This window comes from Marinobacter similis (assembly GCF_000830985.1).
Lineage (GTDB): Bacteria > Pseudomonadota > Gammaproteobacteria > Pseudomonadales > Oleiphilaceae > Marinobacter > Marinobacter similis.
Genome location: NZ_CP007151.1, coordinates 3,690,935 through 3,712,529 on the forward strand (window position 1 = coordinate 3,690,935; position 21,595 = coordinate 3,712,529).

Sequence of the window (21,595 nt, forward strand, 5' to 3'; positions counted from 1 at the left end):
GGCGGTATGATAGCGGTCTGAAGCGGGCGGCTCAAGGTGTAGCCCTGATTCCTAGGTATCCCGGAGTGAACGTTGCCTGATCAGTTTTTCCTTAGTGTGGTGATGCCGGTGTGGAACGAGGCAACCGGCATTGAAAGTACCCTCGAAGCGCTGGCGCCGCTGAGACGTGCCGGCCACGAAATCATAGTGGTGGATGCTGGCAGTGACGATGGCACCGCTGCACTCGCACTGCCACTGTGCGATCGGGTTGTCGATGCCGAAAAGGGCCGTGCCGCCCAGATGAACGCCGGTGCAACGGTCGCCCGTGGCAATTTGTTGCTGTTCCTGCATGCCGATACCCGGCTTCCTTCCGATGTTCTCCCGCGTTTACAGGCCTTTATGGCGACTCGCCGTGGCTGGGGTCGGTTTGATGTGCGTTTGAGCGCGCAGCGGCCTTTGTTCCGAGTGATAGCCTGGTTCATGAATACCCGGTCCTGGCTGACGGGGATCTGCACCGGCGATCAGGCTATGTTTGTTCGCCGGGATGTGTTTGAAGCTCTGGGTGGCTTTCAGCCGCTGCCGCTGATGGAGGACGTCGAATTTTCCCGGCGCCTGCGTCTGGCCTCCCGTCCGTTTTGTGTTCGGTCGCCAGTGATTACCGACAGCAGGCGCTGGGAAAAACTGGGGCCGTGGCGTACGATTTTTCTGATGTGGCGGTTACGCTGGCGCTATTGGCGCGGCGAATCGCCGGAATCCCTGGCCCAGGCCTACCGCTCGGATGTCCGCAATGCCTGATACCAACTGCTCAAGCGCAGTGTTAATGCAATTCGCTAAATGGCCGGAAGAGGGCCGGGTAAAGACACGTTTGATGCCGGCGCTCGGTGCCGGTGGTGCTCTTCGCGCTCACGTCACCCTGACTCTGGCGGTTCTCGACAACCTCTGTGCCACCGGATATCCGGTGCAGTTCTGGTGGGATCGCGAGCTTGAACGGGTCCCTTTGGAAGCCGATTCCATAGTGCACAACCTGGAATGCGCTGGCTTGGAGCAGAAAATCCAGCAAGGTGGAACCCTCGGCGACCGGATGCTGGCCGCGCTGACCTCTTCTCTGGAGCAGCACTCCCGGGCCGTGGTGATTGGCAGCGATTGCCCCTCGGTGGATCCCCAATACGTGCGTCAGGCGCTGGATAAGCTGAACGAATTTGATGTGGTGCTCGGTCCGTCGGACGACGGCGGCTATGTCCTGATCGGCGCTAGCCGTGTGGTGCCCGGAATGTTGGATGACATTGACTGGGGCAGTGAGCGGGTTCTGGCTCAAACCCAGGCCCGGCTTGAACAACTAGGGCTCCGCGTCAGTTTGCTGGAGCCCCGCTGGGATGTGGATGAGCCCGAAGACTGGGCCCGTTTTCAGCGCCTGATTGACGCCTAGTTCAGCTGGCTGGCACCGGCGGCCGCGCCATCAAGCGGGTCAGGCTGCCATCGGCATTGGCTTTCTCTTGGCCTGTGACCACCCGCAAGGCGCGCTGCCGTTCAATAATTGCCTGCTTGAACGTTTCCACCAGTTCCGCTTTGGTGACGGATGCGATGGCGTTGGCCAAATTCTCCCGGGAGTCAAAGCTGTCGGCGTTGCGGTCGATTTCGCGCCAGTAACGGCTGGAAATGTCTCCAAGCTTGCGGTCGCGTTCCAGTAATTTGCTGATCACCGCCTGCTTCTCGCGCTTCAGGCTGGCTTCGTCCAGGCTCGCGATAGTCGCTTCAAACCCTTCGGAAAACTCCCGCACGGCCTGATCAATCTGCGCCGGGCTGGCGCCTGGGGACTGCACTACAAAACCCAGAGCCGGGGTTTCCAGTATCTCGAAAGGCGTGGCGTAAACGATGTACCCCAGCTGCCGGTTGGTGCGCAGTTCTTCGTAGAACGGGCTGCTGATGATTTGCGCCAGCAGGCGGAAACGCGCGCGCTCCTCAAAACCGGTATTGTCGCCTTGCATGTACAGGGTGTAGCCGGTGTCCGGATGTTCAACGTCCAGGGTCACCTGGGTTTTCTGTGCCGGAAGCTGACGTACCCGGCTCCGGTCGACGGTGGCGATGGCGCTGTCATCAAGCACGACCGCCCGAACCTGCTGCGCCAGGTTGAGAGCGTAGGCGTGGGTGAGGTTGCCGTGGGCCAGCATCACCGGGTCCACCTCGGCCAGCAAGGCTTCTGAGAACGACTTCAGTTCGTCCAGGGTGACTTCCCGGGCCGCTTTCAATTTGTCCTCGGTGCTCCAGGTACCCTCGATAAGCGCGGTCTGGATGAACTCGGAGGTTTGTTCCACCGGGCGATTCTTGGCTTTGTTCTCCAGGCTGTCCACCAGATTCTGGCGGGCAATATCAAACCGTTGGCGGGTCAGCGTCGGCTCCGCCACTTGCATCAGGATGCGGTTCATCAGTGTGTGGAGCTTGTCGCTGTAACCGCCGACACGCACGGTTATGCCGCGCAGGTGCGGGTAAACACTGTAGTCCAGACCAGCGAGACGAGCCGAGTAGGCCCAGGCGTTCAGGTTGGTGTTCACCGCATCCACCAGCAACTGTGTCAGCACGGTGCTGCGGGCCGACACCCGCGCCGCCGGGGTTCGCAGGCTCAGGAAAACGTTGGCCTTGGGCGTATCGAACCGGGTATCCCGAGCGAACCAGATTTCCAGGCCGTCGCGACTGGCCAACTGGGTTGGCTGGTTCATGCTTGGGCCGGGCACCATGCCGAGTTCCTCAGGCACAAACGGGTTTGGCTGGGGCAGGCGAAGCTGGGTTGCCAGTTCGGGCAGCGCATTGCGTTGCAGGCGCTCTGGCTCAAGGGCCTGCTTTTGCCATTCGGCGCCGTACCAGGCGGTTTGCTGCGGGTTCTCAAGGGCCGGATTCGGATCCAGCACAAACACCATCAGGTTGTCTGGGGTGAGCCGATCAAGAAGGGCCGAATACTGCTCTGGGGCGTAGCGCTCCAGCAACCAGGGCGCACTGAGAACGTCTTTGGCCGGGTAGTGTTGCAGCTGTCGGGACAGGGACATGACCTCATGGATGGGGTCGCTTTGTTCCCGGAACCGGAAATCGATCCGGGCCAGCTGCTGCATTTCCTGGAAGCGCTGTTCGTTAATGCCGGTGGCTCGAACCCGGTCGATGTACTCGAACACCAGGGGAAGGATGTCGTCATGGCGGCGCAATCCTTCCGGTGTCAGCGTCATGCTGATGTCCAGAGTGGCACTCTCGCCGGTGTCCATGCCCAGCCCGGCGGACAGGCTTTCCACCAGTCCCGCGCGCTTGAGTACATCAAACAGACTGCCCGGGCCTTCGTGGCCCAGCAGGTTGGCGATGTAGCTTGCCGGTTTGGTGCGGTAGTTTGCTTCCTGGGACGGAATGGGGAACGACAGGGTCAGGCTGCGCACATCCTTGACGGCATCAGCAGTAACTTTAGCTGGCAGTGTTTCGGGTAGGTAAAAGGCAGCTGGATGTGATTTCTTCGTGAGCTGGCGGTTTTCAATGGCATCGAAGCGACTGCGTACCATCTGCTCCAGCTCATCCAGCGGCTGCGGGCCATACACTGCCAAGGTCATCAGATTGGCGGAATAGCTGTCTTTCCAGAACTGAATCAGGTCGGGCCGCAGCGGATTGTCCTCGGTGTTCTCCAGAGTGCTTAGGTTGCCCACCGCGAACTGGTTAAAGGCGTGCTCGGGGTTGCTGGCTGCCTTTTTGACCGAGTAAAAGCGCCGACCGTCTTCCTTCTGTTTAGAACTGAACTCTGAATGCACGGCATTGCGCTCACGGTCTACCAGTTCAGCAGTAAACAGAGGGGCCGCAAACTGCTCCGCAAACCGGTCCAGCGCAGGCTCCAGGAACTGGGCCTCGACATCAAAGAAATAATTGGTGTCCTGGAAGGCGGTGAACGCGTTGTGACTGCCGCCGTGGCTCTTGATGAACTGCTGGTATTCGCCGGGCTCCGGATACTTTTCAGTGCCCAAAAACAGCATGTGTTCGAGGAAATGGGCGAGTCCCTCACGATCGGCCGGGTCTCGCCGCTGCCGACGGCGACATTCAGTGAGGCAGCCGCCTTGTCTGCGTCCTCATCCGAGACCAACACCGCGCGCAGGCCGTTATCCAGTTCCAGGACGCGATAGTCATTATCGTCGCTCGGGCTCTTGGTGGGCGATTCCGCGGCAACGGCCAGCGCGCTACTGAAGAGCAGGGCGATCAAAGCCAGGGGGCCGGCGAAACGTGGGCGCGCGTCGGTGGTACGGAGAGTGCCAGTGCTCATAATGCCTCGATTGTTGATTGCGAGTTCAGGTGTGCTCAGTGCATCAGGGCGTTGCGAGTAGTCTCGGGCTGCTGGTCGAGCGTTTTCCGGGCCAGATCTGCGGCGCTATCGGCGTCAAGCTGGCCGGAAGCGATACGTTCTAATACGGTGGCCATGATGGCAACGGATTGCCGGTACTCGGAGAATTCGGCCTGGAATGCGGAATCGATGGCCTGGTACACCGCTTGAATCTTTTCTTCGCGGCTACCGGAATGTTCGGCGGTATCGTTAATGGCCTTGAGGCAGGCGCGGGCGATGGTGATGTAGCGTTCGGCGTTGGGATCGTCTTTGTTCATGATGGTTTCCGCAAGTGCTGGATTGGAGCTTGTGTTGATGACGCCAGGCGGCGCATTAAGTTCCCGATTATGTCATTGCTGGCGAGGTGTTTCATTGCTTTCCGGCAATCGAACACGAGGGCGTGCAGTGATCGTTTGATGTGCTAATCTCTGAACCGTTGTGTCGGCATGGCAGACAGGCGCCCCGAGCGGCTTTCTGCCTGAAGTTAGAGTAATAGCTCTAATAAAAACAATAAGTTACAGAGTAAAAGCTCTAAAAAAGTTCGATACATGAAGGTTGCAGTTAAGTACAATGCCGTCATTCCCGGCAATTCTTACGACTAAAGTCTAAGTCTAAGTCTAAGTCTAAGTCTAAGTCTAAGTCTGAGTCTAAGAAGGTGTCGGCATGGATAGACAATAAATAGGCAACAAACAGGGTGGAGAATTGATGAACTATTTCCTGACCGGTGGCACCGGATTCATTGGCCGTTTTCTCGTTGAAAAGCTGTTGGCTCGTGGGGGCACGGTTCACGTACTTGTTCGCGAGCAGTCTCTAGGCAAGCTTGAGCAGCTGAGAGAGCGCTGGGGTGCAGACGAGTCGCAGGTGAAGGCCGTTATTGGCGATCTCACCAGCAAGAATCTTGGTATCGATGCCAAGGCCATGAAAGCGCTGGAAGGTAACATCGATCATTTCTTCCACCTGGCTGCCGTGTACGACATGGGTGCCGACGAAGAAGCTCAGCAGGCGACCAACATCGAAGGCACTCGCGCTGCAGTGAATGCGGCAGAAGCCATGGGTGCCAAGCACTTCCATCACGTGTCCTCCATTGCCGCCGCCGGCATGTTCAAGGGCACTTTCCGCGAAGACATGTTTGAAGAAGCGGAAAAGCTGGATCATCCCTACCTGCTCACCAAGCACGAGTCTGAAAAGCTGGTGCGCGAGGAGTGCAAGGTTCCGTTCCGCATCTACGTCCGGGCATGGTCATTGGCCATTCCGAGACGGGTGAAATGGACAAGGTCGATGGTCCCTATTACTTCTTCAAGATGATCCAGAAGATCCGTCACGCGCTGCCGCAGTGGGTTCCCACTATTGGTATCGAAGGCGGCCGACTGAACATTGTACCGGTGGATTTCGTGGTTAACGCCATGGACCACATTGCCCACCTTGAAGATGAAGACGGCAAGTGTTTCCACCTGGTGGATTCGGACCCGTACAAGGTTGGCGAAATTCTGAACATCTTCTCGGAAGCCGGTCACGCGCCCAAGATGGGTATGCGCATTGACTCCCGCATGTTCGGATTCATTCCGCCGTTCATCCGCCAGAGCCTGAAGAACCTGCCGCCGGTGAAGCGACTGACCAGCGCCGTGCTGGATGATATGGGTATTCCGCCTTCCGTCATGTCCTTTATCAACTACCCAACCCGTTTCGACGCCCGTGAAACTGAGCGAGTGCTGAAAGACACTGGTATTGAAGTGCCGCGGTTGGATGAGTACTCCGCAGTAATCTGGGATTACTGGGAGCGCAACCTGGATCCCGACCTGTTCAAGGACCGCACCCTGCGCGGAACCGTTGAAGGTCGTGTGTGCGTGGTTACCGGCGCAACTTCCGGTATCGGCCTTGCCACCGCGCAGAAGCTGGCGGACGCAGGTGCGATTCTGGTGATCGGTGCTCGTAAGCCGGAGCGTCTGAAGGAAGTGGCCGCGGAGCTTGAATCCCGCGGCGCCAGTGTGCACGCCTACCAGTGTGACTTCTCTGAGATGGAAGACGCCGACCGTTTCGTGGAGACCGTTCTGAACAACCACGGCCATGTCGATGTTCTGGTCAACAACGCCGGCCGGTCAATTCGTCGTTCCCTGGACCTGTCGTTCGACCGTTTCCACGATTTCGAGCGCACCATGCAGCTGAACTACTTCGGCTCCGTGCGCCTGATCATGGGCTTCGCGCCTAAGATGCTGGAGCGTCGTCGTGGACACGTGATCAACATCTCGTCCATCGGTGTACTGACCAACGCCCCGCGTTTTTCCGCGTACGTAGCGTCCAAGTCCGCCCTGGATGCGTTCAGTCGCTGTGCCGCGGCCGAGTGGTCAGATCGCAACGTCACCTTCACCACCATCAACATGCCGCTGGTGAAGACGCCGATGATCGCACCGACCAAGATCTACGATTCAGTGCCGACTCTGACACCGGAAGAAGCTGCTGACATGGTTGCCGAAGCCATTGTCTACCGTCCGAAGCGTATTGCCACGCGTCTGGGTATCTTTGCCCAGGTTCTGCATGCACTGGCGCCGAAGATGGGTGAGATCGTGATGAACACCGGCTACCGTATGTTCCCGGATTCACCATCAGCGGCGGGCAGCAAGTCTGGCCAGAAGCCGAAGGTGTCGTCCGAGCAGGTGGCCTTCGCGGCGATTATGCGCGGCATCTACTGGTAAGCCACCGCGCTGCAATAAAAAGAAACCCCGCCTTGGCGGGGTTTTTTTTATAGCTATGACTCCGATTCTTCCATCGGTGGTGGTGGAAACCCACCGAGCTCTTTCCAGCGGTTGACGATACCGCAGAACAGATCGGCGGTTTTTTCGGCATCGTAGGCGGCGGAGTGCGCCTCCTTGTTGTTGAACGGAATGCCGGCCAGTTTGCAGGCTTGAGCCAGCACCGTGTGGCCGTAGGCAAGCCCCGCCAAAGTGGCAGTATCGAAGGTCGAAAACGGGTGGAACGGATTGCGCTTGATGTCCGAACGCATGGCAGCGGCAAAGACGAAATTGTGATCGAAGGTAGCATTGTGGCCCACCAGCACCGCTCGCTTGCAGTCAAAGGCTTTCACGGCCTTGCGAATAGGTGTGAAAATTTCGCTCAGGCCTTCCCGCTCCGGGACGGCTTCCCGCTCCGGATTCCAGGGATCAATGCCGGTGAAGTCGAGGGCCGACTGTTCCAGGTTGGCACCTTCAAACGGATCGATCTGTTGTACGTGGGTCTCGCCACGCACCAGGTAGCCGTCTTCGTCCATGGTCAGCAGCACGGCGGCCACTTCAAGGAGGGCATCCCGTTCCGGGTTGAAACCTGCGGTTTCCACGTCAACAACCACGGGTAAAAAGCCGCGAAAGCGGCGGGACATCGGATGCGGTTCTTTGTTTTCGTCAGTCACTCAAACTCCGGTCGTGCCAGGTGATAAAAAGTCAGGATGGTTTTTTACGCAAGGCGCCAGTGAACGGTTTCACCCGCCTTCAGTGGCACGATGTGGCCGTTGGCCAGCGGTAGCTGGTCCGGCATGGTCCAGGGCTCGCGCACCAGGGTAATGGTGTCGCTGTTGCGCGGCAGGCCGTAGAAGTCTGCGCCGTTGAAGCTGGCGAATGCTTCCAGTTTGTCCAGAATGCCAAGTTCTTCGAACACATCGGCGTACAGGCTCAGGGCGCCGTAGGCTGAGTAACAGCCGGCGCAACCGCAGGCGGCCTCCTTGCGGTCCTTGGCGTGGGGCGCCGAATCGGTGCCCAGGAAGAAGCGCTTGTCACCGCTGGCAACCGCATCGCGCAGGGCCTGTTGGTGGCGGTTACGCTTGAGAATCGGCAGGCAGTAGAGGTGCGGCCGAATGCCGCCCACCAGCATGTGGTTGCGGTTGTACATCAGGTGCTGGGGCGTCAGGGTTGCCGCCAGGTTGTCACCCTTGTGTTGCTGCACAAACTCCGCGGAATCCGCGGTGGTGATGTGCTCTAGAACCACCTTCAGGTTGGGGAAGGCCTCCATGGTCGGAGCCAGAACCCGCTCCAGGAAGACCTTTTCGCGGTCGAAAATGTCGATGTCCGCGTCGGTAACCTCGCCGTGAACCAGCAGCAACATGCCGCATTCGGCCATGGCATTTAGTACGGGGTAGATGTTGCGAATATCTTTAACACCCGAGGCTGAGTTGGTCGTCGCGCCGGCCGGGTATAGTTTTGCAGCCACCACACCCGCAGCCTTGGCTTCTCGGATAGTCTCTGGCGTGGTTCCCTCGGTCAGATACAGAGTCATCAGCGGCTGAAATTCGGTGCCGTCGGCGGCCGCCAGGATCCGATCCCGATACGCCGTCGCGTCAGTCGCCGTAACTACCGGCGGTACCAGGTTCGGCATGATGATGGCTCGCCCGAAGCAGGCGGCGGTGGCCGGCACCACGTCGGCGAGAATGTCGCCGTCGCGAACGTGCAGGTGCCAGTCGTCGGGGCGGGTGAGGGTGATCTGATCGGTCATGGGCGGTTTCCGCGATTCGGTCAGTGGGCCATGGCCCTTAGAAAATTTTGCGGATTATAGCAGAAGGGGCGAGTGTTTGTTTTTGTATCCGGCGCTAAAGTCGGCGCGGCGGGCGCCGTTAAACAGGCTATATGCTGAAATACCCAAGAGCGTCGGTAAACCGTTATGGCATCCAGCTTTCCCAAATCATTTCCGAATCTGCTCGGCGCCTTGGCGCTTGGGGTGTCGGTTTCTGTTGATGCCGCGAGCTATGGTGCCGGCATCGAGAACAGTCAGTGGTATCTGTCGGAGTCCGTCTTCGAATGTGCCTGGTGCATGAAGTTCCAGGATACGGCAAGGCGGTCTTCCGGCATCGGGCAGGGGAGCAATTGACGTTTTTCCTTGAATCCCCATCCCCGCTGATGCGACCGGGCAGGGGCACTCTGGTGTGGAAGCTCCGGCCTGGCGGCCGGGTGTTGCGCCCAGGTCCATGGGTAAAGTGACGGTGTCGGACGGTAATCGTCCGGTGCTGCTGGATAGCCGTCAGGCTATGGTGTTGGTCCAGGGCCTGTTGCAGGGTATGCGTCCCACCGTCAGCCGGGAATCCTGGTTCGATGGCCGCCTGGTGCGAGTGCACGTATCTAATGTCAATTTCTCCGGGCAGTTCCAGAACTACCGGGCCTGCACCGAGAATCTGCTGCCGGTAAATTACGACCAGATCCGTCGCTCCCGCATTCCTTTTGCCAGTGCCAGTGCCAGTCTGTCCGACGCCGATCGGGCATTGCTGGACAACGTAGTCACCTTTGTTTTGGCTGACCCCAGCGTCGAGAGGGTGTTCGTTGATGGCCACAGTGATCGTCTGGGCAGCCGGATCGACAACCGGGCGTTGTCTGAAGAACGCGCCAATGTGGTGGCGGATTATCTGAAAGCCCGAGGTGTGTCCGAGGATCTGATTACTGTGCGCGCCCATGGCGACCAATACCCGGTGTCACGGCGCCCGGCGGACAACCGCCGGACCAACATTCGCTTGCAGCGTGAGGGCGAGCGTCCCGAGCTTCAGCAGGCCAACGGTTATGGCGGTGACTCAGCCGAGGATGGCCCGGGTTAACTGACCGACTTCAGTACCTGCACGTGAGCCGCAACGCTCTCAGCCAGGGCCTTGAGGTGGTAGCCACCTTCCAGAGTTGAAATGACCCGGTCATTGGCGTGGTCACGGGCCACGCCGACAATCATTTCTGTTAACCAGCGATAGTCTTCCACTTCCAGATTCAGTTCCGCCAGGGGATCCAGCGCGTGGCCATCGAAGCCGGCTGAAATCAGGATCAGTTGAGGATCGAAGTCCCGCAGTTTTTGCATCCAGGCATTCTCGATGGTCTTGCGGTATTCGATGGCAGCGCAGCCAGCGGCAATGGGGGTGTTGATGATGTTGCTGGCCTGACTGTGAACGTGGGAGTGCGGGTAGAACGGGTGCTGGAAGCTTGAGCACATGAGAATGCGCTCATCGCCACCAACAATGTCTACCGTGCCATTGCCCTGGTGCACATCGAAATCTATGATGGCCACCCGTTCCAGCTGGTGGAAGGTCAGGGCCCGCATCGCGGCCAATGCGATGTTGTTATAGAAACAGAACCCCATCGATTTTGCCCGTTCGGCGTGGTGCCCGGGTGGTCGAGCACAGACAAAGGCATTCGTTACCTGGCCACTCATGATCATGTCCACGGCCTGCACGTTGGCGCCGGCTGACAGGCGAGCGGCCCTCAAGGTATCCGGCATCATTGCGGTATCAGGGTCGGTAAACACCCGGCCCCGGGTCGGCTGCATCAGGTCAAGCTGGTGCAGATACTGTTCAGGATGTACGGTTAGTAGTTGATCACGGGTGATTTCCTCCGGGCGGACCCAGTCCAGACTCTGGTCCAGGCCGGTTTCAGCAAGGTAACTGAGAATGGCGGAAATCCGCTCCGGGCACTCCGGATGTTCCGGGCCCATGTTGTGCTTCAAACAGTCGTCGTGGGAAAAAAATGCCGTGGTCATACGTGTCTGAACGCCCTGAATCTGCTTGTATTTTCACCAATGTTATCAGGGAATAAACCGGGCTGCCGTGTTTCTTTGGTCGTAAAGCCAAGGCTGGCCGTTTTACATCGATCGATCAGGGCCTAAGATAAGAAGGTCAGTCATAACTCACCTGATTTCTGAGAGTTACCACCTTTAGGGCCAAGCGCCTGGCACCCAAGGAGAGTCTGTTTGAGTACCCGATACCTCGAAAGTCTGTTTAATCCCGCCTCCATCGTTGTAATTGGTGCGTCGGAGCGGTCGAACAGTCTTGGTGGCATGGTGCTGCGAAACCTCATGGGCGGCGGCTATCCGGGAAAGCTGCTGGTGGTCAACCAGAACGATTACGACAACGTTCATGGTGTGCCCTGCGTCAAAAAGGTCGCCAAGATGGATTTTTCGCCAGAGCTTGCGATTATCTGTACGCCGCCGGACACGGTCGCCAAGACCATCAAGCGGCTGGGCGAAGCGGGCGTGCGCACGGCCATTGTCATGACCGGGGGCATGTCCCGGACACACAGTAAAACCGGGCAGCCGCTGATGTATTCGGTGCGCGAAGCCGCGCGGGAGACCGGCATTCGCGTGCTGGGACCGAACACCATCGGGCTGATGGTGCCAGCCCGGAGTCTGAACGCGACCTACGCACACATGGGTGCGATTCCAGGCAAGGTGGCGTTCGTTGGTCAGTCCGGTACCATCGCCAGCTCGGTAATAGACTGGGCCTTCGCCCGGGGGGTGGGGTTTTCCTATTTCCTCACTCTTGGTGACGGCATGGACATCGATCACGATGACCTGATTGATTACCTGGCCCAGGATACCCAGACCCGCGCTATCCTGCTGCACATTGAGAATATTCCCAACCCGCGCCGGTTCATGTCGGCGGTTCGGGTTGCGTCCCGAACCAAGCCCGTGATTGCGGTGAAATCCGGTCGCGTGCCGGAGTCAGAATGGTTTGCTCACCAGCTTCCGGCTGGATTGCATCGCAGCGATCCCATCTACGACGCTATGCTGCAACGAGCCGGTGTGCTGCGGGTGGATGGCCTCGGCCAGATGTTTGATGCCCTGGAAACACTTACCCGGATGCGGCCCCTGCGTCGCGAAACCCTGGCCATCATGGCCAATGGGGTAGGGCCGGGTGTGTTGGCTGTTGACCGGTTGGCGGATCTGGGCGGAGAGCTGGCCCAGCTATCAAGTCAAAGTATCGACGCGCTGGCCGAAATGTTGCCACCGTACTGGACCCGCCGAAACCCTATCGACCTCAATTACGATGCCTCACCCGAGCTGTACGCTAAGGCTATCAAGGTGCTGGCTAAAGACCCGGAAGTGGCCAACGTGCTGATCATGTACGCGCCAGTTTGACCGAAGACAGCCTGCAGATTGCCGATGCGGTGGTCCAGGCGGCCAAGGGTACGCGCTTGAATGTGTTTACGTGCTGGCTGGGCCAGAGCACGGTGATGGATGCCCGGGACGAGTTCTACCAGGCCGGGGTACCTTCGTTCTTCAGTCCGGAGAAAGCGGTCATGGCCTTTATGCAGCATGTTCGGCACCAGAGGGTGCAGCGCTTGCTGACCGAAACCCCGGAGTCGTTCACCGATCATTATGCCGATCGCAGTCATACCCGTCGGGTAGTGCTCAAGGCCTTGCGTGCCGGCCGCAATCATTTGTCGAACCAGGAAGCTCGGGAACTGACTGCTGATTACGGCATAAACACCATCGACACCATGTACTGTGACGACATGGAGGAAGTGCTCGAGGCCTTTGCGGTGGAACGTCGGCCGGTGGATATCACCATCATTCACGAGCAGGCCTGTCAGCCGTTCGTCAAGCTTAGCCCCAGTCAGCGTCGTTATAAGGGCACCATGCAGAAGCTGAACGGCGAGCCGGCCATCATCGATGCATGCCGTTATTTGATGGAGGAGTACCGACTGCATTTCCCCAATAGCGGCTTCCTCGGATTTGCCGTCCAGTATTCTTACCAGCACGTCGGTGGCGTCGAATTCAGCGTTGGCATCACCCGGGATCCGCTGTTCGGGCCATTGGTGGTGTGCGGTGCCTCTGGTGCCGAAATCAACGTTACCACCGACCGCCAGATTGCCTTGCCACCGCTGAATATGGTGCTGGCGCGGGAGCTGCTGCGTCGGACCTACATGTACAAGCTGCTGAAAGAAAACAGCCTGCAGCCGGACGAGGACGTTCGGGCAGTGTCCGAAACCCTGGTAACCCTGTCCCAGATCGTGATCGACATTCCCGAAATTCAGGGCCTGGAAATTTCGCCGCTGCTCTTTAACGAGCAGGGCGCCGTTGCGGTTAATATCGCAATCAGTGTCTGCGACCAACCGAGCCAGCCCATCATTCAGGCTTACCCCCGGGAGCTGGAGGAGTGGATTGTGCTGCCAAAATCCGGGCGCCGGGTTATCATTCGCCCGGTATTGGCTCAGGACGAGCCGGCGCACCGTGCCTTTCATGAGCTCCAGTCTCCGGAATCCATTCGTTACCGGTTCTTCCAATACCGCAAACACTTCTCACGGGAAGACGTCGCGCAGATGGTTCAGATCGATTACGACCGCGAGATGGTGTTCATTGCCAATGCCCCCCGTGAGGATGCCGAAGGCGAGGAGACCTTGGGCACGGTGAGGACCTGGACCGACGCTGATAACCTGCAGTGCGAATTCGCGGTGATGGTGCATGACAAGATGAAAGGCGAGGGCCTGGGTGTCGCGCTGATGCAGAAGATGATCGATTACTGTCGAGCCCGCGGCACGGTGGAAATGGTGGGTAACGTGCTGCCCGACAACCGACCAATGCTACAACTGGCAGAGCATCTGGGCTTTGAGGTCAAGTATAACCTGGAAGAAGAAGTGATGGATCTCCGGCTGGTGTTGAACGAGCCGGAAAAGGATTGGCAGCGGGAGCGGCTGGGCAAGAGCTCCCACTAAGGAAGCTCCTGCCCGCAAGACTTATTCTTCGACGATGGCCGAGCGGTCCTCGCCACCCATTGCTTCGAGCAGACCCGGAATCAGCCTGGACAGCTCCAGGGTCATCAGGGTGAAAGCGGCGTCGAATTTGGCAGCGGCATCATCTGCATCGATGTCGTCCAGCTGCTCCTGCAGGGTCTCACCAAATTTCAGGCGCTTGATGCCCAGCTCCTCGTCCAGCACGAACGACACGTTATCGTCCCAGGTGAGGGAAAGCTTGGTGACTTGCATGCCGGCGTCCAGGTGACTGCGGATTTCGTCGGCCTTCAGGTCCAGCCCCTTGCAACGAACCACACCACCGTCCTCTGACGGATCCTTCAGCTCGCACTCGTTGCCCAGAACCACCTTGCCGGGAATGTCGATGCTTTCGTTCAGCCAGCCGGTAAAGGTAAACGCCGGTGCCTGTTCCACCGCTGGCGGCCGGACTGGCAGAGAACCGAGGCTCTTGCGCAGGGTTGAGGCCAGATCTTCGGCCTGCTTCGCAGAGCCGGCATCGACCACCAGAACGCCGTCTTTCGGAGCCAGGTAGGCAAAGCTGCGGCGGTTCTTCGAGAACGCCTGGGGCAGCATTTCGAGCATGACCTGCTCTTTGATTTCGTCTTTTTCCTTGCGACGAACCTTTCGGCCCTGATCAATTTCGATGGCTTCCGCTTTCTCCTCAACGGCTTCTTTTACCACCGCGCCGGGCAGGATCTTTTCTTCTTTGCGCAGCGCAATCAGGTGGTAGCCATCGGCACTGTGAACGAGCAGCTCACCGTGCTTGCCGAGCGGAGGCACCCAGCCTTGCCGGTTAGTTTCCTGGGGGCCACAGGGCTTGAAGGTGTCGGCCTGGAGTTTTTCTTCCAGCTCTTCAGCTGAGATATCAAAGGGTTTGGTAAATCGGAAAACACGGGCATTACGAAACCACATCAGGCTTGATCCTTGCGTTTAAAAGATTAGACGATTCAGAAAACGAAAAAGGGGCAGGGATGATACGGCCACCGGTTAGTGGCCGTAAAGTGACGACTCAGGCGTCAGAGGTCAGAGGTTCATGATCTCCACCATCACGGTCTTGACCAGAAAGCCAACGACCCCGGCCCCGAGAACAATAAAAAGCGCCAGGGTCCCAAACTTACCGGCCTTGGATTTCTTGGCCAGGTCCCAGACGATGATGCCCATCCAGACAATAAGCCCGGTCAGTAGCACCAGCATGGCGATTTGTGAAAACACTGCTTCATTCATCGGGCAAAAAACCTTGGTTCAATAGCTAAGCTTGGTCCCGCAGGAATACCCAGTTGTTACCTTCGGACTGTTCCGCGCTGAAGTAATAGCCGTCGAGGTTAAAGCCTTTCAGGTCATCGGCTTGGGTGATCCGGTTTTCAATGGCGAAACGGCACATCAAGCCCCGGGCTTTCTTGGCGTAGAAGCTGATCATTTTGTATTGGCCGTTTTTCCAGTCCTTGAACTGCGGCGTGATCAGGCGAGCATTCAGTTCTTTCTTCTTGACGCTCTTGAAGTACTCGTTGGAGGCCAGGTTCACCAGCACTCCATCGTCGGCGGCCAGCAGGCGGTTAAGCTCATCGGTCAGGATGCGGCCCCAGAAGGCATAGAGATCTTTACCGCGGCTGTTCTCAAACTTTGTGCCCATTTCCAGCCGGTAAGGCTGCATCAAATCGAGCGGCCTCAGCAGGCCGTACAGCCCTGAGAGCATGCGCAGGTGCTTCTGGGCAAAGGCAAAATCGTCCTCGCTGAAGCTCTCGGCGGCTAGCCCGGTGTAGACATCGCCTTTGAACGCGAGCGCAGCCTGGCGGGCATTATCCAGGTTGAAAGGCGTGTGCCAGTTCTGAAAGCGCTCGGCGTTGAGCTGGCCCAGCTTTTCGCTGATGCTCATCAGGTTGCTGACCTGGTGAGGTTCCAGTTGCTTGAGCTGATCGATCAGCTCGCAGGCGTGATCGAGAAACTCCGGTTGGGTATGGGATTCCGTCGCCAGGGGACTCTCGTAATCGAGGGTCTTGGCAGGAGAAATGACCATAAGCATGTCAGGCAATCCTCATTGAAGAAACGTGAGTAACTGATCCCTGGTGAATGGCCAGTCCAGTTCGGCGCCGGTGTCGTTACGGCGCAGGACCGGTATGCGCGTTCCATAACGCTCAACCAGTTCTTCGGACTGGGCAATGTCCACCACGTCGACCGGAATCGGCGCGGGCATAGGCGTATTGACCAGCAGCGCTTCGGCCAGCTCACACAGGTGGCACTGGGTAGTGGTATAGAACAGCAGCTCCATTATTTTGGCTGCGCATCCAGTTGTTGACCGTTAACGCCCTGGCTGTCTTTGCCCATCAGGTACAGATAAATGGGCATCAACTCCTCCGGCGCAGGATTCTGCTGAGGGTTCTCGGCCGGATAGGCGTGTGCCCGCATATTGGTACGGGTAGCGCCGGGGTTCAGACTGTTCACGCGCACGTTGTGGCGCTCGTCATCCAGCTCATCAGCCATCAGTTGAGTCAGGCCTTCCACGGCGAACTTGGACACCGCGTAGGCACCCCAATACGCCTTGGCTTTCCGGCCGACACCGGAAGAGGTGAAGATCACCGAGGCGTCGGTCGATTTGCGCAGCAGGGGAATCATCGCGCGGCTCAGCAGGAAGGGTGCGGTGGCATTCACGTGCATCACCTTGTTCCACATTTCCGGGTCGTACAGCTCAACCGGACTACGGTCTCCGAGGATGGCAGCATTGTGGAGAATGCCATCCAGGCGGTCGAAGTTGTCTTCCAGGGTCATCGCCAGTTCTTCGTAGTCCTTAACCGCAGCGCCCTCGAAGTTCATCGGCACAATGGCCGGCTTAGGGTGGCCGGCCGCTTCTATCTCGTCGTACACCGCTTCCAGTTTGGAAACGGTACGGCCGACCAGGATCACTGTTGCGCCGTGGGCCGCGTACGCCAGGGCAGCTGCCCGGCCAATACCGCTGCCAGCCCCGGTCACCATGATGATGCGGTCTTGCAGAAGATCGGCGGGCGCTTGGTAATCGTGCATAACCTGTCTCCGTGTCAGGCAGTTGCCGGTTTGAGAACCGGGTTCATATCTGCCGCTTATTGTAACAGCTTTGCCAGGTCGCTGACGGTGTCGGCGATGATGTCGGCCTGCCATTGGTCAACGGACGCCGGCTCTTCGATATAGCCGTAGCGCACGGCGATAGTCTTCATCCCAGCGTTGCGCCCGGCTTCGATGTCCCGCTCGTGGTCGCCCACATAAACAGCCTGGCCTGGGGCTACACCAATCTGGTCGCAAGCCAGGAACAAGGCTTCCGGGTGTGGTTTGCGCTCTGCCACATGGTCCGGGCAGATCACCGCCGCGCAGCGTTGCGCCAGGCCCAGGGCCTGAACCAGTGGCGCAGCAAAGCGCACCGGTTTGTTGGTGACAATGCCCCAGGGGATGCCGCGCTGCTCCAGCCCCAGAAGGATCGGGTCCATACCCTCGAACAGGCGGGTTTCCACGGCAACCCCTTCCTCATAAAGATCAAGAAAGGCGGTGTGCTTGGCGAGGTAGTCCGGGTGTTCCGGCTCCAGGCCGAAGCCCACCCGTACCATGGCTCGGGCGCCGTTGGAAACGGACCGGCGAATGTGAGCTGCCGGCAAGGGTGCCAGCCCATGCTGTTGGCGCAGCTGGTTCAGGCACCTGATAAAGTCGGGGGCGGTATCGATCAACGTGCCGTCGAGATCAAACAGGACGGCTGAAGGGTTGGCGTCAGGCTTCACGGTCGTCTCGGGAATGCATCATGTAATTGACGTCGACGTCGCGGCCCAGTTTGTAAATCTTGGTTATGGGGTTGTAGGTCATGCCGGTCAGCTCCAGCACTTCCAGCCCGGCGTGGCGCAGGTGATCGGACATTTCCGAGGGCCGAATGAACTTCTTCCACTCGTGAGTGCCCCGGGGCAGCAGGTTCAGTACATACTCCGCACCGACAATCGCGAACAGGAAAGACTTGGGGTTGCGGTTGATGGTGGACACAAACAGGTGGCCGCCCGGTTTGAGCATGGCAGAGCAGGCTTTGATCACAGAAGCCGGGTTGGGCACGTGCTCTAGCATTTCCAGGCAGGTGACGACGTCGTACTGACCGGCGTGGTCGGCATCCTCGGCCAGCTCTTCAACGGTAATTTGCTGGTAGTCGACGGTGATACCGCTTTCCAGGCCATGCAGCTTCGCCACCGACAGGGGCGCTTCGCCCATGTCGATGCCAGTGACATGAGCGCCGCGCTGGGCCATGCCTTCAGACAACAGGCCGCCACCGCAGCCAACGTCCAGCACCCGTTTGCCGGCAAGCGGCACCCGCTCATCGATGTAGTTCAAGCGCAACGGATTGATGTCGTGCAGCGGCCGGAATTCGCTGGTGGGATCCCACCAGCGGCTGGCCAACGCCTCAAATTTTGCAATTTCATTCCGGTCTACGTTCTGGTTTGTCATGGTCTGCTGCCTGAGAAATCCTACGAAGTATGGTTATTTGGCCTGCTGCTGACTGATGCGTTCCTTCCAGCTATCCACCTTAACATCAGATCAGGTACATCAATGCGGGTGAGGCGGCCATCCTGTAATTGAGGTACGCCGTTAATCCAGCTATGGCTTACTGCCCGGCCGTGGTTGCTGTAGACCAGGTGGGACGCGGGGTCGTAGACCGGTTGCAGGAACGGATCGCTCAGATCCACGGCAATGAGGTCCGCCAGTTTGCCCGATACCACCGAGCCAAGCTCATGGTCACGGCCGAGAGCCTTGGCGCCGTTCAGCGTGGCCATGGTGAGAGCCTGGTGGGCAGACAGGGCAGAGGCGTCACCGGCAACTACCTTGGCTATCATCGCCGCGGTACGCAATTCGCCAAACAGGTCCAGGTCGTTATTGCTGGCAGCGCCGTCGGTGCCGATCGCGACATTGATCCCGGCGTTCATCAGTTGCTGAACCGGGCACAGGCCACTGGCCAGCTTGAGGTTGGATTCGGGGCAGTGGATGACGTGGGCGCCGGATTGGGCGACCGCTTCCCGGTCCTGATCGTTCACCTGGGTCATGTGCACGCACTGGGTGTTCGGCCCCAGGAGTCCAAGATCGGCCAGGCGCGCCAATGGGCGCTGGCCGAGTTTCTCAGTCGCGTCGGCGACTTCAAACTCGGTTTCATGCAGGTGGATCTGGATCGGTGCGCCGGTGCTGGCGGACAGTGAGATGGCACCCTGCATTGGGCCGTCGGAGACGGTGTAAGGCGCGTGCGGCCCAATGGCAGGGGTGATGTAATCGTCGTTTTGCCAACTGTTGATGAAAGCTTCGCCCTTGCTCAGGTACTCATCCGGCCCCGAGCCCCAGGACGTCGGGAAATCCAGCAGCGGAAAGGCAATCTGGGCGCGCATACCGACATCATGGGCGCCTGGGCGGCGATTTCCGGGAAAAAGTACATGTCCGAAAACGTGGTGGTACCGGTGCGCAGCATTTCGGCCATGGCCAGTTGGGTGCCGTCGGCAATGAAGTCTTCATTGATGAACTCACCCTCGGCCGGCCAGATATGGTCGTTAAGCCAGGTCATCAGCGGCAGGTCATCGGCCATACCCCGGAACAACGACATGGCCGCATGGCCATGCAGGTTGATCAGGCCGGGCATGACCACGTGATGATCCAGATCGACCGTCTCACGGGTTCGAAAGCGCTCATCGGCCTCCTGTCGGGAGATCACCGCGGCGATCCGGTTGCCCTGGATGATGATGGCCTGGTGCTCCAGGACCGTGGCTTCGGGTTCGATGGGAATCACCCAACGGGCGTTAATGCGGATATCGCTGCGGTGATGGTGTCTGCCGTCATTTACCTGCCTTCAGAGCCGGGCGCGGAGTTCCACGCTTTGAAAATGTAGCCCGGAAGTATAAACGTTATACTGGCGCTTTTCAGCGTTTCAGAATCGGAGCTGTGTTTATGTCGAGTCCCTCTTCACCCGCTTCCTCGCCCGCCTCTTCACGAGTGGTTGGAACCGTGGCAATGCGTTGGCATGAGCACTGCCTGGAGTTACTGGACCAACGGCTCCTGCCCGCAGAGGAACACTGGCTAACGCTGGAGGGCGCATCCGGGGTTGCCCAGTCTATTCGCGATATGGTCGTGCGGGGGGCTCCGGCCATTGGCATCAGTGCCGCTTACGGGGTTGCGCTGGCGGCCGCCATGCCGGGGGTGGCGACTGGAAAGCGGAAATCATGCAGGCAATCCGCGAGCTGGCGGCGTCCCGGCCAACAGCGGTAAACCTGTTCTGGGCGTTGCAGCGCATGGAGAGAGTGTTCCACGACTGCCATTCTCTGGCTGAAGCCTGCGAGCGCCTGGCGGCAGAGGCCGTGGCAATCCATGAGGAAGATCTGGCCGCCAATCTGGCCATGGCCGATCACGCCCTGGCAGCCATGCAGCCGGAACAGCCACTGTCGGTGCTGACCCACTGTAACACCGGGGCCCTGGCCACCGGCGGCTATGGTACGGCCCTGGGCGTGATCCGCCGGCTGCATGAGGAGAAATTACTGCACCGGGTGTACGCAGATGAAACCCGCCCCTGGCTTCAGGGTAGTCGTTTGACTGCCTGGGAACTGGCGCAGGAGGGCATTCCGGTCACTCTGAACGCCGATGGTGCAGCAGCGTCCATCCTGGCGAGCGAGGAAGTGCGCTGGGTGGTGGTTGGCGCTGATCGCATCACCGCCAACGGCGACGTGGCCAACAAAATCGGAACCTACAGTCTGGCCGTGCTGGCCCGTCACCATCAGGTTAAATTCATGGTGGTAGCTCCATCCAGCACCGTGGATATGGCACTGGCGTCGGGCAAGGACATTCCCATTGAGGAGCGCGAGGGAGCCGAGCTCCGGGAGTTCCGTGGCATCCCGATTGCGCCCGAGGGCGTGGACGTGTTCAATCCGGTATTCGACGTCACGCCGGCGAATCTGATCGACGTGATCGTTACCGAGAAAGGGGTGGTTCACAACCCGGACAACGCCGGGATGCGTGAGTTATTTGGCTGAGGGCTTGCTGCCCCGGGTGCCTGGCGGTTTTTTGCCAAGCTTTGTGGTTTCGGCGGCTGGGTCGGAAAGGTTTTCGGCATAGGTAGCTTTCAATTCGGCCACCTGCTTTTCCTGTTCTTCAACGAAGTGCAGGGACATTTCGAAGCTCTGACGGGTGAACTCCAGCACCTTCTGAAAACCTTCATCGGACAGGTTCCGCGCGTCATCGTGCCGGCGGAAAATGTTGATGAATTCTCGTTCCCGCTCGAACTGTAACGGCAGCCGGCCAACCCCCCAATCGTTCAGGATCTGCCAGACTTCCGGGTTGTAGTTGCGGGTGGTGCGCATGATGAACGGGATGGGGTCATTTCGAGCAATCAGGGCGGCAAGGCGCAGGATCAGTTCGAAAGACAGTGTGCTGGTGCCGTCTTCGATCGCCTCAAGCACCGATTTGTCCCTGAGATCCAGCGCTTCGCTCATCTCCGAGAGGGTCAGGCCGGCCACTTCGCGGATGTCTTTCAGGGACTGGCCCGCGGTGAGCATGGCTCGAAGCTGGTCCTGGGAGTTAATCAGCGCACGGCCAACGCGCATAGAGGTATCGGTAGCGCGAACGCCAAAGCGGATGGCCGAGCCGGTAAGATTGGTCAGCCGGTCAATCAGGCCATCGGAGTCCTTGGGTTCCTGATCACTGGCGGTTTCCAGCTCCTTGATTTCCTCCATCGACCGCATCGCGTGCAGGGCATCCAGCAGGGTGTCCTGGAGCGCGCGTCGTGAAGCTCGGGACGGCTGGTCCTTGTCGTTCTCTGACATACTCCGTCCCGTTCCGA

Annotated in this window: 16 protein-coding genes and 6 pseudogenes; 8 read left to right on the top strand and 14 right to left on the bottom strand. The window is 58.9% G+C overall.

Annotated features, from left to right (window positions below):
• Positions 1–72: 72 nt before the first annotated feature.
• On the top strand, positions 73–774 hold the full coding sequence (locus AU14_RS17090) for a TIGR04283 family arsenosugar biosynthesis glycosyltransferase (RefSeq protein WP_052472111.1): 702 nt from the start codon (positions 73–75) through the stop codon (positions 772–774).
• 25 nt (positions 775–799) lie between these two features.
• Entirely contained in the window at positions 800–1,405 is a 606-nt protein-coding gene (locus tag AU14_RS17095) for a TIGR04282 family arsenosugar biosynthesis glycosyltransferase (protein ID WP_236744178.1), read from the top strand.
• 1 nt (position 1,406) lies between these two features.
• Here AU14_RS17095 and AU14_RS17100 read toward each other — a convergent pair.
• Positions 1,407–4,258: pseudogene (locus AU14_RS17100) on the bottom strand (insulinase family protein).
• 35 nt (positions 4,259–4,293) lie between these two features.
• Positions 4,294–4,593, bottom strand: coding sequence for a hypothetical protein (locus tag AU14_RS17105; RefSeq protein ID WP_041342907.1), 300 nt, complete (start codon positions 4,591–4,593; stop codon positions 4,294–4,296).
• A gap of 493 nt (positions 4,594–5,086) precedes the next feature.
• Here AU14_RS17105 and AU14_RS17110 point away from each other — a divergent pair.
• A pseudogene (locus AU14_RS17110) lies at positions 5,087–7,005 on the top strand (SDR family oxidoreductase); the annotation flags it as partial.
• 53 nt (positions 7,006–7,058) lie between these two features.
• Here the strand turns inward: AU14_RS17110 and rnt are convergent.
• Together rnt and pyrC are read right to left on the bottom strand one after the other, a co-directional pair.
• Entirely contained in the window at positions 7,059–7,715 is a 657-nt protein-coding gene (gene rnt / locus AU14_RS17115) for a ribonuclease T (RefSeq protein ID WP_094191252.1), read from the bottom strand.
• Positions 7,716–7,759: 44 nt separating this feature from the next.
• Entirely contained in the window at positions 7,760–8,791 is a 1,032-nt protein-coding gene (gene pyrC / locus AU14_RS17120) for a dihydroorotase (protein ID WP_041342910.1), read from the bottom strand.
• Positions 8,792–8,956: 165 nt separating this feature from the next.
• Between pyrC and AU14_RS22295 the strand changes: the two genes are divergently transcribed.
• From AU14_RS22295 to AU14_RS22305, 3 genes and pseudogenes are all read left to right on the top strand, one after another.
• Entirely contained in the window at positions 8,957–9,163 is a 207-nt protein-coding gene (locus tag AU14_RS22295) for a hypothetical protein (protein WP_236744667.1), read from the top strand.
• Positions 9,094–9,413: pseudogene (locus AU14_RS22300) on the top strand (OmpA family protein); the annotation flags it as partial. The gene AU14_RS22295 and the pseudogene AU14_RS22300, both read left to right, overlap by 70 nt.
• Positions 9,402–9,878 (top strand): OmpA family protein, encoded by a 477-nt coding sequence (locus AU14_RS22305; RefSeq protein WP_236744649.1) that lies wholly within the window; start codon positions 9,402–9,404, stop codon positions 9,876–9,878. The pseudogene AU14_RS22300 and the gene AU14_RS22305, both read left to right, overlap by 12 nt.
• Here AU14_RS22305 and AU14_RS17130 read toward each other — a convergent pair.
• Positions 9,875–10,801: a histone deacetylase family protein gene (locus AU14_RS17130; RefSeq protein WP_041342913.1), complete on the bottom strand. Its 927-nt coding sequence runs from the start codon at positions 10,799–10,801 to the stop codon at positions 9,875–9,877. The genes AU14_RS22305 and AU14_RS17130 overlap by 4 nt on opposite strands.
• Before the next feature lie 210 nt (positions 10,802–11,011).
• Between AU14_RS17130 and AU14_RS17135 the strand changes: the two are divergent.
• Positions 11,012–13,755, top strand: a pseudogene (locus AU14_RS17135) (bifunctional acetate--CoA ligase family protein/GNAT family N-acetyltransferase).
• Positions 13,756–13,776: 21 nt separating this feature from the next.
• Here AU14_RS17135 and rdgC read toward each other — a convergent pair.
• The 8 genes and pseudogenes from rdgC to AU14_RS17175 all read right to left on the bottom strand — a co-directional run bounded on the left by rdgC (position 13,777) and on the right by AU14_RS17175 (position 19,605).
• Complete coding sequence (gene rdgC, locus AU14_RS17140; protein WP_041342916.1) at positions 13,777–14,703, bottom strand: recombination-associated protein RdgC; 927 nt, start codon at positions 14,701–14,703, stop codon at positions 13,777–13,779.
• 111 nt (positions 14,704–14,814) lie between these two features.
• The gene (locus tag AU14_RS17145) at positions 14,815–15,015 is read right to left on the bottom strand and encodes a DUF2788 domain-containing protein (RefSeq protein ID WP_041342919.1); all 201 of its coding nucleotides are present in this window, start codon (positions 15,013–15,015) and stop codon (positions 14,815–14,817) included.
• A gap of 25 nt (positions 15,016–15,040) precedes the next feature.
• A complete protein-coding gene (gene yaaA, locus AU14_RS17150) occupies positions 15,041–15,811 on the bottom strand; it encodes a peroxide stress protein YaaA (protein WP_041342921.1) in 771 nt (256 codons plus the stop codon).
• Between the two features lie 12 nt (positions 15,812–15,823).
• The gene (locus AU14_RS17155; RefSeq protein ID WP_041342924.1) at positions 15,824–16,057 is read right to left on the bottom strand and encodes a glutaredoxin family protein; all 234 of its coding nucleotides are present in this window, start codon (positions 16,055–16,057) and stop codon (positions 15,824–15,826) included.
• The gene (locus AU14_RS17160; RefSeq protein ID WP_041342927.1) at positions 16,057–16,806 is read right to left on the bottom strand and encodes a YciK family oxidoreductase; all 750 of its coding nucleotides are present in this window, start codon (positions 16,804–16,806) and stop codon (positions 16,057–16,059) included. Before AU14_RS17160 ends, AU14_RS17155 begins: the two co-directional genes overlap by 1 nt.
• A 56-nt stretch (positions 16,807–16,862) precedes the next feature.
• Positions 16,863–17,528, bottom strand: a complete 666-nt coding sequence (gene gph, locus AU14_RS17165) for a phosphoglycolate phosphatase (RefSeq protein ID WP_041342930.1) — start codon at positions 17,526–17,528, stop codon at positions 16,863–16,865.
• Positions 17,518–18,234 carry a bifunctional 2-polyprenyl-6-hydroxyphenol methylase/3-demethylubiquinol 3-O-methyltransferase UbiG gene (gene ubiG, locus AU14_RS17170; RefSeq protein WP_041342933.1) on the bottom strand — a complete coding sequence of 239 codons (717 nt, stop codon included), beginning with the start codon at positions 18,232–18,234 and terminating at the stop codon, positions 17,518–17,520. The genes gph and ubiG overlap by 11 nt, the downstream gene beginning before the upstream one ends.
• A 33-nt stretch (positions 18,235–18,267) precedes the next feature.
• A pseudogene (locus AU14_RS17175) lies at positions 18,268–19,605 on the bottom strand (TRZ/ATZ family hydrolase).
• A gap of 108 nt (positions 19,606–19,713) precedes the next feature.
• Between AU14_RS17175 and mtnA the strand changes: the two are divergent.
• Positions 19,714–20,789: pseudogene (mtnA, locus tag AU14_RS17180) on the top strand (S-methyl-5-thioribose-1-phosphate isomerase).
• On the opposite strand, the gene AU14_RS17185 reads toward mtnA, so the two are convergent.
• Positions 20,778–21,578 (bottom strand): helix-turn-helix domain-containing protein, encoded by an 801-nt coding sequence (locus AU14_RS17185; RefSeq protein ID WP_041342936.1) that lies wholly within the window; start codon positions 21,576–21,578, stop codon positions 20,778–20,780. The pseudogene mtnA and the gene AU14_RS17185 overlap by 12 nt on opposite strands.
• Positions 21,579–21,595: the final 17 nt, after the last annotated feature.